This is a genomic window from Williamsia serinedens (assembly GCF_024171725.1).
Lineage (GTDB): Bacteria > Actinomycetota > Actinomycetes > Mycobacteriales > Mycobacteriaceae > Williamsia_A > Williamsia_A serinedens.
In genome coordinates this window covers 17,233-30,663 of sequence record NZ_JAMTCG010000006.1, presented here as the reverse complement: position 1 = coordinate 30,663, position 13,431 = coordinate 17,233, and the positions used below count along the sequence as shown (strand labels likewise).

11 protein-coding genes are annotated in these 13,431 nt (G+C 71.1%); 7 read left to right on the top strand and 4 right to left on the bottom strand.

Going from position 1 to position 13,431, the window contains the following annotated elements:
* Positions 1–3: 3 nt before the first annotated feature.
* Together LX12_RS15990 and LX12_RS15985 are read right to left on the bottom strand one after the other, a co-directional pair.
* Entirely contained in the window at positions 4–1,350 is a 1,347-nt protein-coding gene (locus LX12_RS15990) for an NtaA/DmoA family FMN-dependent monooxygenase (protein WP_253655586.1), read from the bottom strand.
* Positions 1,347–2,570: an LLM class flavin-dependent oxidoreductase gene (locus LX12_RS15985; protein WP_253655585.1), complete on the bottom strand. Its 1,224-nt coding sequence runs from the start codon at positions 2,568–2,570 to the stop codon at positions 1,347–1,349. The genes LX12_RS15990 and LX12_RS15985 overlap by 4 nt, the downstream gene beginning before the upstream one ends.
* A gap of 129 nt (positions 2,571–2,699) precedes the next feature.
* Between LX12_RS15985 and LX12_RS15980 the strand changes: the two genes are divergently transcribed.
* Entirely contained in the window at positions 2,700–3,848 is a 1,149-nt protein-coding gene (locus tag LX12_RS15980) for an LLM class flavin-dependent oxidoreductase (RefSeq protein ID WP_253655584.1), read from the top strand.
* A 142-nt stretch (positions 3,849–3,990) separates the two neighbouring features.
* On the opposite strand, the gene LX12_RS15975 is transcribed toward LX12_RS15980, so the two are convergent.
* Positions 3,991–5,346: a styrene monooxygenase/indole monooxygenase family protein gene (locus LX12_RS15975; protein WP_253655583.1), complete on the bottom strand. Its 1,356-nt coding sequence runs from the start codon at positions 5,344–5,346 to the stop codon at positions 3,991–3,993.
* Between the two features lie 197 nt (positions 5,347–5,543).
* Here LX12_RS15975 and LX12_RS15970 point away from each other — a divergent pair, with 197 nt between their 5' ends.
* The 3 genes from LX12_RS15970 (at position 5,544) to purD (ending at position 8,835) form a co-directional block, all read left to right on the top strand.
* Positions 5,544–6,032 carry an FBP domain-containing protein gene (locus tag LX12_RS15970; protein WP_253655582.1) on the top strand — a complete coding sequence of 163 codons (489 nt, stop codon included), beginning with the start codon at positions 5,544–5,546 and terminating at the stop codon, positions 6,030–6,032.
* 267 nt (positions 6,033–6,299) lie between these two features.
* Complete coding sequence (locus LX12_RS15965) at positions 6,300–7,547, top strand: low temperature requirement protein A (RefSeq protein WP_253655581.1); 1,248 nt, start codon at positions 6,300–6,302, stop codon at positions 7,545–7,547.
* 31 nt (positions 7,548–7,578) lie between these two features.
* Positions 7,579–8,835 (top strand): phosphoribosylamine--glycine ligase, encoded by a 1,257-nt coding sequence (gene purD, locus LX12_RS15960; protein WP_253655580.1) that lies wholly within the window; start codon positions 7,579–7,581, stop codon positions 8,833–8,835.
* Positions 8,836–8,999: 164 nt separating this feature from the next.
* On the opposite strand, the gene LX12_RS15955 is transcribed toward purD, so the two are convergent.
* Positions 9,000–9,902, bottom strand: a complete 903-nt coding sequence (locus tag LX12_RS15955; protein ID WP_253655579.1) for an alpha/beta hydrolase-fold protein — start codon at positions 9,900–9,902, stop codon at positions 9,000–9,002.
* Between the two features lie 98 nt (positions 9,903–10,000).
* On the opposite strand from LX12_RS15955, the gene LX12_RS15950 reads away from it, so the two are divergent.
* The 3 genes from LX12_RS15950 to purB all read left to right on the top strand — a co-directional run bounded on the left by LX12_RS15950 (position 10,001) and on the right by purB (position 13,357).
* Positions 10,001–11,191, top strand: coding sequence for an aminotransferase class I/II-fold pyridoxal phosphate-dependent enzyme (locus tag LX12_RS15950; protein WP_253655578.1), 1,191 nt, complete (start codon positions 10,001–10,003; stop codon positions 11,189–11,191).
* A 95-nt stretch (positions 11,192–11,286) separates the two neighbouring features.
* Complete coding sequence (locus LX12_RS15945) at positions 11,287–11,877, top strand: TetR/AcrR family transcriptional regulator (RefSeq protein ID WP_308214025.1); 591 nt, start codon at positions 11,287–11,289, stop codon at positions 11,875–11,877.
* A gap of 49 nt (positions 11,878–11,926) precedes the next feature.
* The gene (gene purB / locus LX12_RS15940; protein ID WP_372505057.1) at positions 11,927–13,357 is read left to right on the top strand and encodes an adenylosuccinate lyase; all 1,431 of its coding nucleotides are present in this window, start codon (positions 11,927–11,929) and stop codon (positions 13,355–13,357) included.
* The last annotated feature ends 74 nt before the right edge of the window (positions 13,358–13,431 follow it).

The following is a 13,431-nucleotide window of genomic DNA, read 5'->3' as shown; positions in this document are numbered from 1 at the left end:
GGTTCAGCCGGTGACCGGTGCGTGGGTCAGGCCGAGGTTGTCGCGCAACGTCGTGCCCTCCCACTCCGTGCGGTAGACGCCCTTCTCCTGCAGCAGTGGGATGACGTCGTCGGCGAACCGGTCGAGCCCACCGGGGGTGATGTGCGGGACGAGGATGAACCCGTCGGAGACGTCGTCCTGCACGAAGCGGTCGATGGTGTCGGCGACGGTCTGCGGCGACCCGACGAAGTTCTGCCGACTCGTCACCTCGACGATCAGTTCCCGGGTGGTCAGGTTCTTCGCCTCGGCGATCGCACGCCACTCGCGTGCCACCTCGATCGGGTCGCGATGGTGACGCACGCTCGCGCGGCCGCGGGCCACGGTGTTCTCACCGGGCACCGGGTCGACCGTGGGCAGCGGCCCGTCGGGGTCGTGGTCGGACAGGTCGCGGTTCCACATCTGTTCGAGGAACGCGATCGCCGTCGCGCCGCTGACCTGCTGCAGCCGCACCTCGTGGGCGATGTCGGCGGCCTCGGCGTCGGTGTCGCCGAGCACGAAGGTCGCGGCCGGGAGGATCAGCAGGTCCTCGGGGCGCCGCCCGAACCCGGGGAGGCGGCCCTTCACGTCGGCGAAGAAGGCACGGCCCTCGTCGTAGGTGGCGTGGCGCGAGAAGATCGCGTCGGCGCGCTGCGCCGCGAAGTCGCGCCCGGCGTCGGAGTCACCCGCCTGGAAGATCACCGGCCGGCCCTGCGGGCTGCGCGGCACCGGGAACTGGCCGGCGATGTCGAACTGGGAGTCGGTGTGCGAGAACGAGCCGACGTCCGGGCGGGCCAGGAACCGACCCGACTGCTTGTCGGCGACGATGTCGTCGTCGCGCCACGAGTCCCACAGCTCGGTGGCGACCTGCAGGAACTGCTGTGCGCGCGTGTACCGCTCGCTCTGCGGGAGGTACCCACCACGGCGGAAGTTCTCCCCGGTGAACTCGTCCCACGACGTCACCACGTTCCACGCCGCACGCCCGTCGCTGAGGTGGTCCAGCGTCGCGAACTGTCGTGCCACCTCGAGGGGCTCGTTGAACGTCGAGTTGATGGTGCCCGCCAGGCCCAGGTGCGTCGTCACCGCCGCGAGCGCGGAGAGGATCGCGAACGTGTCCGGGCGGCCGACGACGTCGAGGTCGTAGATCTTCCCGTTCTGCTCCCGCAGTCGGAGTCCCTCGGCGAGGAACAGGAAGTCCATCTTCGCCCGCTCCGCGGTCTGCGCGAAGTGGACGAACGACGAGAAGTCGATGTGGCTGCCCGCGGCGGGGTCGCTCCACACCGTGGTGTTGTTGACGCCCGGGAAGTGGGCCGCCAGGTGCACCTGCTTGGTCATGCCGACGCGCCTCCTGTCGTCGCGTAGCGGTTGGCGGGGTGGGGGTCCAGTCCGAACCGTTCCTGCAGTGACGATTCGGCGTACTCGTCCCGGAACAGTCCGCGGCGGCGCAGCTCCGGCACGAGATCGTCGGCGATGCGCGTGAGGTCGTCGGGAAGACGTGCGGGACGGAGGCGCACGCCGGAGATCCCGTCGACCGCGGTCAGTTCGGCGATGCGGTCGGCGACGTCGGCGGCGGTGCCGACGACGATCTCGGCGTCGGAGCGGACAGGGGACCCGAAACGGTCGTCGAGACGAGCGAGACGGTCCTGCGCCGCGGTGGTGGTGTCACCGAGCACGACGAGCAGGTCGACGAGAACCCGCACCGGATCGCTCCGGTCGGCCGCACGGTGCGCGGCGTCGACGGCCGCGACGATGTCGGCCGCCTCGTCGAGGTCACGCGGTGTGATGAACCCGATGTCGGCGGATTCGCCGATGAACTCGAACGGCACCGCCTGGTGGCCGAGCGCCGCGATCACGGGCTGGCCCTGCGGGGACCGTGGGGTGATGGACGGCCCGCGCACAGAGAACCACGGACCCTCGAAGTCGATGTAGTGCAGCTTGTCGCGGTCGACGAACCGTCCGGTGGCGACGTCGCGGATCTCGGCGTCGTCCTCCCACGAATCCCAGAGCCGGCGCAGCACCTCCGCGTAGTCGTGGGCCTCGCGGAACAGGTCGCCGACGAGGGCGCCGTTCGCGGGGTCCGTGGGATCCGACGCCGATCCCTCGGGGAATGTCCGACGCCCGAACAGCGCCGCCTCGTGCGGCCGGGCAGACACCTGCAGTCGCACCCCGGCGCGACCGCTGCTCACGTGGTCGAGCGTCGCGATCGCCTTCGACGTGTGGAACGGCTCGGTGTGCGTCACCACCGCCGTCGGCAGGAACCCGATGTGCGACGTCGTCGGCGCGAGGCGATTGGCCAGCAGGACAGCGTCGAGGTGGCCCGACACCAGGTCGGTGCGAGGCTCCAGGTCACGCCGCTTCGTCGGTCGCAGACCGAACGAGTCCTCGATGGTCACCGCGTCGATCGCAGCGCGTTCGGCGGTCGCGACGAGGTCCACCCAGTAGCGGGCGCCGAACAGTTCGTCCGGACGTGCGGTCTCCTCGCGCCAGGCCGCCGGGTGCCAGCCGGCACCCTCCAGGGCCACCACGAGGTGGATGTGGTCAGTCGAATCGGTCACCGGGACTCCTCGTCGTCACTCCTCGATGCGAACCACGACGGTGGCACAGCTGATCCCACGGACGGGACATGCGATCACGGTGACCGGAACCCGGGCGCGACGACGCCGATGCGCGCTAGACATGATCAGGTGACCTCTGCCCCACCCCTGCCGTTGTCCGTGCTGGACCTCTCGCCGATCCCCGAGGGTGGGACCGCGGCCCAGGCCCTTCGGACGACCGTCGACCTGGCCGTCGCAGCCGAGCAGTGGGGCTACCGACGTTACTGGCTGGCCGAGCACCACTTCGCCGCCGTCGCGGGAGCGTCGCCCGCCACGCTCGTCGGTCTGGTGGCCGCGAACACCTCGACCATCCGCGTGGGGTCCGCGGCTGTGCTGATCGGGTTCACCACGCCGGTCGCCGCCGTCGAGGCCTTCGCCACCATCGACGCCCTGCACCCCGGCCGTCTCGACCTCGGGCTGGGGCGGTCGGTGCAACGGCGCGCCGAGTCCACGGGGCCGAAGGCCCCGAAGCCGCCGTCGGGGCCGCCGGAGGAGGACCGCGTCGTCGACGGTCTGCTGATCCCGGCGCCGTTCCCGATCCCGAAGGAACTGCTCGGGTCGCCGACCATCGCCGCGTCCACCGAGGCGCTCGTGTTCCCCGGCTCGCAGATCCCCGACTTCGACGATGCCGTCGACGCCGTGCTGGCGATGTTCGACGGCACCTATGCGGTCACGCCGCCGAACTCGGACACCCCGGCGCCGCTGCGGTCCTGGCAGGCCGCCGAGGCCGACGTCGCCGTGTGGGTGCTCGGCAGCAGCGGTGGCCAGAGCGCCCGGGTGGCGGGGGAGCGGGGCCTGCCGTTCGTCGCGGCGTACCACATCGTCCCGTCCGGGGCGCTCGACGCGGTCGAGGCCTACCGCGCCGCGTTCCGGCCGTCGGAACACCTGTCGGAGCCGTACGTGATCGCGTCGGCGGATGTGGTCGTCGCCGACGACGACGAGACCGCCCGCGACCTCGCCGCAGGTTTCGGCAGCTGGGTGTACGACATCCGCACCGGGCGCGGCGCGCAGCCGTATCCCGCTGCAGCACAACCGCTCACCGATGATCAGTTGGCGGTGGTGTCCGACCGGACGCGCACCCAGATCGTCGGGTCGCCGGACACCGTCGTCGACGGTCTGCAGACCCTCGCCCGGGGTCTCGGTGCCGACGAACTCGTCGTCACCAGCATCACCCACGACGAGCGCGACCGCTTCCGCTCCTACGAACTCCTCGCGAAGGCCTGGGGCCTGCCGGCCTGACCGCCTCACTGCCTACTGCCTACTGCCTACTGCCCCGAGCGTGCACCAGATCCCGTCGCACGTGCAGTACTTCCCATCGACCGTGCACACGACACCGCCCGCGACGATTGCTCGTCGCGGGCGGTGTGCGTGAGGGGAGAGCTCAGGCCGGGACCGGCTCCGCGCGCGTGAAGTCGCCTGCGGGACTGAACTTCGCCAGGACGTCCTCGGCGGGCTCGCCGGCGACGGCGGAGATGAAGCCGAGGATGTCGTCGCGGGTCTTCAAGGTCAGCAACGGGTTCGGGTCCGACAGCAGCCCGAACAGCGCCGACGCGATGTCGGTGTTGACCGCGGCCGCGGGGAACGCGAGCTCGAGGTGCTCCGCGTAGTCGGGGTGTCCGAGGAACAGGCGCGTGACCTCGACGGCCGCGTGTCCGCGCAGCTCCCAGAACTCCTCGAACCGCTCCGACAGCCAGTCCGCGGTGAACGGGCCGTCGTGCGCGGCAGCCGCTCTCACCAGCTCGGACACCTGCACCAGTGCGTTCTGCGCGCCCTGGCCCGCGACGGGATCGACGGCGATGGCCGTGTCACCGATCGCCGCGACGACGTGACCGCTCGCGGTGGTGGCCGTCGCATTGCGGACGACCGGCGTGACCGCGCCCTTCGCCCATGACTTCTCGTCGGACTCGACGATCTCGAGCTTCTCGACCTCGGGGAGGTCGTGCGGGAAGTAGTCGCGGTAGAGATCGAGCACGATCTGTCGCGCCGACTCGCGGTCGGTCGCGCCGGCGAATCGGTCGACCCACTGGCCCTCGGGCTTCGCGAAACCGAGGAACGCCCAGGTGACGCCCTCGTCCTTGTGGAGGTACGGACCGAGCCACGCCTCGCCGTTGTCGGCGTCGAGGTTGTAGAGGTCGTGCTTGCCACCCTCGCGGTTGCGGTAGGCGAACACGTCCTCGCCCTGGTCGAGTCCCTTCAGGACGATCTGGAGCAGGTGGCGCTGCGGCCGGTCGTACACGGTTCGGGACTCGTCGACGCCGAAGAGCTGCGCGAGACCACCCTTGCCGGTCGCGACGAGCGTCAGGTCGTGCGACCCGGCGATCTCGTCGAGCACCGTCGGGTCGACGGACCGCACCTCGAACCTGCCGCCGCGCTCCAGGAACCGGCCGAGCCGGTCGTCGGAGCGCAGACGGACGTCGACGGCCTGCGTGTCGTAGTGGAAGTCGGGGTTGAACTCCAACACCTGGGCGCGGTCGGCGCCGTCCCCGGCGTACAGCCGCGCACTGATCCCGCTGGTGTTCCCGACGGAGTACAGGTCCTCGATGATGGAGGCGTCGTAGTCCTTCGACTTGCCGAAGAGGACGGCCGTGCCGGTCGGCGGGACGTCGTCACGCAGCGACCTCCGGTCGCGGTCGCTGTACAGCGTGACGTCGAACCCGGCGTCGACGAGGCCGAGAGCCGCTGTGGTCCCGGCGATCCCGGCGCCGATCACCGCGGCGGATCGGGTGGTGGATGCCATGTGTGTTCTCCTGCCCAAGAAAGTGAACTGACGCCGCCCACGGTGTCGCGGTGCGGGGCCGGGCAGAAGGGTTTGGCGTCCGATGAACGCAAGGCGGCCCGCCGGCGACGAAAATCCCTTTGTGGTGCTCAGGGCCGCGCCGATAGCGTCGTCCGCGCACCGTCGGACGACGGTGTCCCGTCGTGTGAGGAAAGACCATGCTCCCGCTGTCCGAGGCCGAGATCCGGTCGTCGTTCGTCAACTGTTCCAAGGGCGACGCCAAGCGCATGTCGGTCCCGTCGGATCTCGACTCCCTCGACTGGGACGCGCTCGACTTCCTCGGCTGGTCCGACGCCACCTTCGCGGGGCGCTCCTACGTCGTGGTTCCCGGCGACGACGGCGTGACAGGCGTCGCTCTGCGGCACGCATCCGGCTCCTCGCGACGCGCCCAGATGTGCACCATCTGTCAGACCACCCACCCGTCGGGCGGTGTCGCGCTCATGACGGCCGCGAAGGCCGGGGCCGCGGGCCGCAAGGGCGACTCGGTCGGCGCCTACATCTGCTCCGACCTCGCCTGCCCGGCCTACGCGCGGGGGACTCGGACACCGTCGCTGGGCAAGCAGTACCGCGACGACCTCGACGTCGACAGCAAGATCGCCCGGGTCCGGGAGAACATCGCGGCCTTCGTCGCACGCGTCGTCGCCTGATGCTGCGATCACGCTGACGCCAACCCTGGTGCCACCCGTCCGGCCGCGCCAGGGTGGTCGGCATGTCCTGGTCCCGCTGGTCGCGCGTGTGGCGGTGGCGGCGGTCGTTCCGCCTCGACACGGCAGCGCTGTGCGCCGCCGCGTCGACGTGCCACCCCGAGGCTCCCTCCGCCGCGGTCTGATCCGCGCCGCGCGGTCGTCCGCTATACGGTCACCCGGGGGCTCGGCCCCCGATCGTCGACGCGACGTCTTTGACCGGGAGGACCCATGACCGCTGGAACCGTGCCCTCGGTGGCGCACCGGATCCGTCGCATGACCGGCCGCGATCACCACGAGGACGGTCGGACGGCGTCGGACCTGGAACTGTTCTTCGACCTGACGTTCGTCGTGGCGTTCTCCGTCGCCGGCGTGCAGGTGGCGGAGTACCTCGCCGAGGGGCACTACCGCACAGCGGTCGCAGGATTCCTCTTCTCCTCGTTCGCGACGATCTGGGCCTGGATCAACTTCTCCTGGTTCGCCTCCGCCTTCGACACCGACGACTGGGTGTTCCGCGTGGTGACGATGGTGCAGATGGGCGGGGTGCTCGTCCTGTCGCTGGGCATCGCGCCGGTGTTCGAGTCGCTGGACTCCGGGGACCACCTCGACAACCGCGTCCTGGTGCTCGGGTACGTCGTGATGCGTGTGGCGATGCTGGTGCAGTGGCTGCGGGCCGCGTCGCAGAGTGAGCAGTACCGCCGCACCTGCCTGACGTACGCCGCCGCGATCCTCGTCGCCCAGGTCGGATGGGTGGTCGTCATCGTCCTCGAGATGTCGTTGCTCCCGACCGCGATCGCGACCGTCGTGCTGGTGGGCGTCGAGCTGGCAGGGCCGTTCGTGGCCGAACGGCGCATGCCGACCCCGTGGCACCCGCACCACATCGCCGAGCGGTACGGACTGCTCGCGATCATCACCCTGGGGGAGGGGATCGTCGGGACGGCGGTCGCGCTGCAGTCGGTGATCGCGGAGCAGGGCTGGACCGTCGAGACGGCTGTGCTGGGCCTCGCGGGGGTGGCGATCACGTTCTCGCTGTGGTGGATCTACTTTGTCGTGCCCGCCGGGGACGCGCTGGAGGCCGACCGGTCCAAGTGCTTCGCCTGGGGGTACTCGCACATCCTGGTGTTCATGGCGATCGCGGCCGTCGGTGCCGGACTGCACGTCGCGGCCCTGTACCTCGAACACCACGCGGACATCGGGGCCGAGGTGGCCGTGGCGGCGGTGGCCGTGCCCCTGGCCGTCTACTTCGTGATGCTCACCCTCACGTACTCGTACCTGGTCGAGTTCGACGTCCTCAACGCCGCGCTGACACTGGCCGGGCTGGTGATCCTCGGCGTGGCCGTCGCGGCCGCGGCCGCCGGGATGTCGGTGGTGTGGGCGCTGGTCGTCGCGGCCGTCGCGCCGGTCGGGATCGTCGCCGTCGACGAGGCGGTCGGGACCCGGCACCGCGCCGAGGCCCTCCTGCGCCTGCGGTCGGGGTAGGCCCCGGGACGCGACGGTAGAGTCCACCCCCGTGCGAGTTCTGGTGATCGGATCCGGTGGACGCGAACACGCCCTGCTCCTGGGCCTGACGGCCGACCCCGGCGTCGACGACCTGCACGTCGCGCCCGGCAATGCCGGTACCCGCTCGATCGCCACCAACCATCCCGTCGACGTCGCCTCGTCGGACGCCGTGGTCGCCCTCGCCCGCGAGATCGGCGCCGACCTCGTGGTCGTCGGGCCGGAGGTCCCCCTGGTGCTCGGCGTCGCCGACGCGTTGCGGGAGGCGGGGATCGCGACGTTCGGTCCGAGCGCAGCCGCCGCGCGGATCGAGGGCTCGAAGGCGTTCGCCAAGGACGTGATGGCCGCTGCGGGCGTACGGACCGCGCACAGCGAGATCGTCGACAACCCAGCACATCTCGACGCGGCGCTCGACCGCTTCGGCCCGACGTGGGTCGTCAAGGACGACGGACTCGCCGCCGGCAAGGGGGTCGTCGTCTCGGCCGATCGAGCCGCCGCCCGCGCGCACGCCGCCGACCTGCTCGAAGCTGGTCACCCGGTACTGCTGGAATCGTTCCTCGACGGCCCCGAGGTGTCGCTGTTCTGCCTCGTCGACGGCACCGACGTCGTCCCGCTCCTGCCCGCGCAGGACCACAAGCGCGTCGGCGACGGGGACCAGGGCCCGAACACCGGAGGCATGGGCGCCTACACGCCGCTGCCGTGGCTGCCCGAGGCCATGGTCCAGCGGATCGTCGACGACGTCGTCGAGCCCGTCGCGCGCGAGATGAGTTCTCGCGGTTGCCCGTTCAGCGGTCTGCTGTACGCCGGCCTGGCGATCGGGGCCGACGGGCCCGCGGTCGTCGAGTTCAACTGTCGCTTCGGCGATCCCGAGACGCAGGCCGTGCTGGCGCTGCTCGAGTCACCGCTCGGTGAGGCGCTGGACGCCACGGCCACCGGCCGTCTCGCCGAGCTCGGCCCCCTGCGCTGGCGCGAGGGATCCGCGGTCACCGTCGTCGTCGCCGCGGAGAACTACCCCGGCACCCCGCGGACGGGTGACACGATCACCGGCGCCGACGTCGACGGTGTGCTGCACGCGGGGACGAAGGTCGACGCGGACGGGTCGGTCGTGTCGTCGGGTGGTCGGGTGCTGGCGGTCGTCGGCGTCGGCGACGACCTCGCCGCGGCCCGCGCGCAGGCCTACGACCGCGTCGCCGGGATCCGTCTCGCCGGCTCGCACCACCGCACCGACATCGGTCTGGCCGCCCTCGAAGGCCGTATCACCATCCCCTGACGTCGGGAACCGCCCAGTCGACGTCCGTAACCGCCCAGTCGACGTCCGTTACCGCCCACTCGACGTCCGTTACCGCCCACTCGACGTCGGGAACCGCCGTCTGTTGGGCAGCAGGAACGATCTGTTGGGCAGCAGGAACGATCCGTTGGGCAGTGGGAACGAGGTCAGGCGGCGAGGTTGCGGCCGAGGAAGGCCATCTGGTCGGGCAGGACGCTGCGCCAGAACCGGTTGTTGTGGCCGCCCGGTGAGGTCGAGAACGCCGCGGGCGGGTGCAGTCCCGCCATCCACTGCCGCGTGTACAGGTAGAACTGGTCGCTCGCGCCGATGTCGATGAGCAGCGGGATCTGCGCGAACGCACCCTGCTGGCCGAACAGGGAGTTGGCGCGGTAGTCCTCGGGACTGTCGAACGCCCGCGGCGGGAACGTCCGCGGGTCGCCCCACAGCGCGGGCGAGCTCGCCGCGATCGCCGCCACGCGACGCGGGCCGAGGATCGCGCCGAGACGCAGCGCCCCGTAGCCGCCCATCGACCACCCGTACAGGCCGATCCGCTCGGTCGAGAGCCCCAGGGTGGGGTTCGACGCGAGCATGGGCAGGAACTCGTCGACGACCATCGCCGCGGCATCGGTCCCGTCGAGCCGCGGGTGGTAGTAGTTCCGACCGGTGTCCGGGGCGGCCAGCGCGAACGGCGCCGTGCCGGCCGCGACCGACTGCGCCAGGTAGCGGTGCATCTGCAGGCTGGAGATGAACGCGGTCTTCTCGTCGGTGTTCAGCGCGTGCAGCACGACGACGACCGGCAGCGTCCCGACGACGCCCGGTGGCCGGGCGACGATCCAGCGCGTCTCGCGACCCAGCATCTTCGTCGAGCGGAAACTGCCGGTGATCAGCTCCGGGTCACCCGGTCGCGAGGTCGTGGTCGGCGTGGACTCCGGCGACACCTCGTCCTGCGTGCGCGTCTGCGCCTGACGGCGCGGGGTCCCGTCGTCGTCGCGGCTGCACGCACCGAGCGCGAGCAGGGCGCCGATCCCGGCGCCCGCACCCAGGACGGTGCGTCGGTCGACTGCGCGCATACCCCTCTTCCGGCAGGATCCGACGACGTCCTGCGGGGCGTCGTCGAACGGCTCGTGACGAGTCCAGAGGATACCGGCTCTCGCCTACAGTGCGACCCATGGCCTTCCCGCGTCCCGGCCCGCTCGCGCCCGCGCCGTCCGCCCGCTCCGACATCGCGATGTTCCACGTCATGGACGTGCTCGCCGCCGGTGCGGCACGCCGTGACGCGGGCCTCGAGGTGGTCTCGTTGGCGGCCGGACAACCGTCGACGCCGGCGCCGGAACCGGTGCGGCGCGCGGTCCGGGAGGCGATCGACGCCGACCTGCTGGGCTACACCGAGTCGTCGGGCACGGCCGCCATCCGCGGCGCGATCGCCGGTCACCATCGCCGTCGGTACGGACTCGACGTCAACGCGTCGGACGTCATCGTCACCACGGGGTCGTCGGGCGCGTTCACCCTGATCTTCCTGGCCGCGTTCTCGCCCGGCGATCGCGTCGTGCTGCTGCGCCCGGGATATCCCGCCTACCGCAACGCGCTGAGCGCGCTGGGATGCGAGGTCGTCGAACTCGACTGCGGGGCGGAGGCGGACTACCGGCTGACCGTCGACATGCTCGACGCGCTCGGCGAACCGCCGGCGGGCCTCATCGTCGCCAGCCCCGCCAACCCGACGGGCACGATCATCCCGCCCGACGACCTCGCCGCGCTGGCGCGGTGGTGCGAGGACCGCGGCACCCTGCTCATCTCCGACGAGATCTACCACGGCATCGAGCACCCGGGAGCGCCGGCGACGTCGTGCGCATGGTCCACCTCGCGGGAGGCCGTGGTCATGGGGTCGATGTCGAAGTACTTCTGCATGACCGGGTGGCGGCTCGGGTGGATGCTGGTGCCGCAGCGGTACCGGCGTGCCGTCGAACGCCTCACCGCGAACCTCACCATCTGCCCGCCGACGCTGTCGCAGATCGCCGCGGTGGCCGCGTTCGACGACGTGTCGCTCGCCGAGTGCGACGCCCACGTGGCCCGCTACACCGCGAACCGGGATGCGCTGATCGCCGGGCTCGCCGACCTCGGGGTCACCGAGATCGCCCCTCCCGACGGCGCGTTCTACCTCTACGCCGACGTCGGCCACGTCACCGACGACAGCCTCGCCTGGTGCCGGCAGGTGCTCGCATCCACCGGTGTCGCGATCGCCCCGGGAGTCGATTTCGACACCGTGCGTGGCTCGCGCACCATCCGTCTCAGCTTCGCTGGCGACCGCTCCGACATCGCCCGGGGACTCGAACTGCTCGCGCCGGTGCTGACGCGGGGCTGACCGCTCCGGCGTGGCCGGGGCCAACACGCCGCCGAAGGTCATCAGACCTGCGAAAACGCGTCGCCGGTGACCCGCGGTTTGGCAGCATGTCCCCCATGACGTCAGCAGCGACTCCCAAGGGTCTGCGACGTCGTGCCCGTCTCATCGCGGCGGCCGGAGATCTGCTGGTGGAGGGCGGGTTTGACGCCGTCCGTCACCGCGCCGTCGCCGATCGCGCGGGGTTGCCGCTCGCCTCGACCACGTACTACTTCGAGTCGCTCGAGGATCTCGTCGTCGAGGCGGTGTCCCACGTCTGTCACGACGACATGGACGCGATCCGCGACCGCACCTCGCATCTCACCCGACGTCGGCGCGGCTGCGAGGCCACGGCCGAGGCCCTCGCCGACGTCTTCGTCGGCGACGACCGCGAGCTGCTCACCACCCGCTGCGAGACCGTCGTTCTGGCACAACGGTTCCCACGTCTACGCCCGCTGTTGGTCAACCGGGGCAAGCTGCTCGGCGAGCTGCACCACGAGGTGCTGGAGAAGTCGGGCCGGACGGTGGCGACCGCGTCCATCGCCCAGCTGATGGCGGTCGAGGAGGGTGCGGTGGTCCGTGCCCTGTCGGACTCGGTCGACGACGTGCACGCCGCGACCTACGAGGCGCTGACCCACGTCGTCGACGCGCTCGCACCCAGCGGTCGCTGACCCGGTCGCGATTGGGGTGCCCGGCCCGCGGCGGGGCAGAATGAGCCGCGTGTCTGACAAGCCGCGCATCACCGATGTCCTGGCCGGGCGCTACGCCTCGGCCGAGCTGGTGACCCTGTGGTCGCCCGAGCACAAGATCGTCCTCGAGCGGCGGCTGTGGATCGCGGTGCTCACCGCCCAGCGTGACCTCGGCGTCGACGTCCCCGACGGGGTCATCGAGGACTACGAGCGCGTCGTCGACGACGTCGACCTCGCCTCCATCGCCGAGCGGGAGCGCGTCACCCGTCACGACGTGAAGGCGCGCATCGAGGAGTTCAACGCGCTCGCCGGCCACGAACACATCCACAAGGGGATGACGAGCCGCGACCTCACCGAGAACGTCGAGCAGCTGCAGATCCTGCGCTCGCTCGAGCATGTGCACGCCCACGGTGTCGCGGTGGCCGCCCGCCTCGCCGACCGCGCCGCCCAGTACTCGTCGATCGTGATGGCCGGTCGCAGCCACAACGTCGCCGCCCAGGCGACGACGCTCGGCAAGCGGTTCGCGTCCGCTGTCGACGAACTGCTCATCGCGCTCACCCGGCTGCGCGAACTGATCGGCCGGTATCCGCTGCGCGGCATCAAGGGTCCGATGGGCACGTCGCAGGACATGCTCGACCTGTTCGACGGCGACACCGAGAAGCTGGCGTCGCTGGAGTCGAGAGTGGCTGCGCACCTGGGCTTCTCGCGATCTCTGACGTCGGTCGGTCAGGTGTACCCGCGATCGCTCGACCACGACGTGGTGTCCGCGCTGGTGCAGGTGGCCGCCGGTCCGTCGTCGATGGCGCACACCATCCGGCTGATGGCCGGCCACGAGCTGGTCACCGAGGGCTTCCAACCGGGTCAGGTCGGCAGTTCGGCCATGCCGCACAAGATGAACACGCGCAGCTGCGAGCGGGTGAACGGATTGGCCGTGGTGCTGCGGGGATACGCGTCGATGACCGCGGAGCTCGCTGGGGCGCAATGGAACGAGGGCGACGTGTTCTGCTCGGTGGTGCGCCGCGTCGCCCTGCCCGACGCGTTCTTCGCCGTCGATGGGCTGATGGAGACGTTCCTGACGGTCCTCGCCGAGTTCGGTGCCTACCCGGCGGTGATCGCGAACGAACTGGACCGCTACCTGCCGTTCCTCGCGACCACGAAGGTGCTCATCGCCGCGGTGCGCGCCGGCGTCGGACGCGAGACCGCGCACGAGGCGATCAAGGAGAACGCCGTGGCCGTCGCGCTGGCGATGCGCGAGGAGGGCCGCGAACCGGACCTTCTCGACCGCCTCGCCGCCGACGACCGCCTCCCGCTCGACCGTGCGGCCCTCGACGCAGCGCTGGCGGACAAGCACGCCTTCATCGGAGCCGCCGAGCAGCAGGTGGCCGACGTCGTCGCCGCCGTCGGGCGGCTCGCCGCCCAGTACCCCGACGCCGCGCGCTACACCCCCGCGCCGATCCTGTAGCTCACGCTCGCGAGTCGTCTCCGACGATCGGTGATCGGTGGCAATGCGCGCACTTCTGCCACGCCTCGCCGTGC

Coding starts and splice junctions, on each gene's coding strand:
- LX12_RS15945 (WP_308214025.1), top strand. CDS start 11,287: ATGACGTCAGCAGCGACTCCCAAGGGTCTGCGACGTCGTGCCCGTCTC.
- LX12_RS15950 (WP_253655578.1), top strand. CDS start 10,001: ATGGCCTTCCCGCGTCCCGGCCCGCTCGCGCCCGCGCCGTCCGCCCGC.
- LX12_RS15965 (WP_253655581.1), top strand. CDS start 6,300: ATGACCGCTGGAACCGTGCCCTCGGTGGCGCACCGGATCCGTCGCATG.
- LX12_RS15970 (WP_253655582.1), top strand. CDS start 5,544: ATGCTCCCGCTGTCCGAGGCCGAGATCCGGTCGTCGTTCGTCAACTGT.
- LX12_RS15975 (WP_253655583.1), bottom strand. CDS start 5,346: ATGGCATCCACCACCCGATCCGCCGCGGTGATCGGCGCCGGGATCGCC.
- LX12_RS15955 (WP_253655579.1), bottom strand. CDS start 9,902: ATGCGCGCAGTCGACCGACGCACCGTCCTGGGTGCGGGCGCCGGGATC.
- LX12_RS15990 (WP_253655586.1), bottom strand. CDS start 1,350: ATGACCAAGCAGGTGCACCTGGCGGCCCACTTCCCGGGCGTCAACAAC.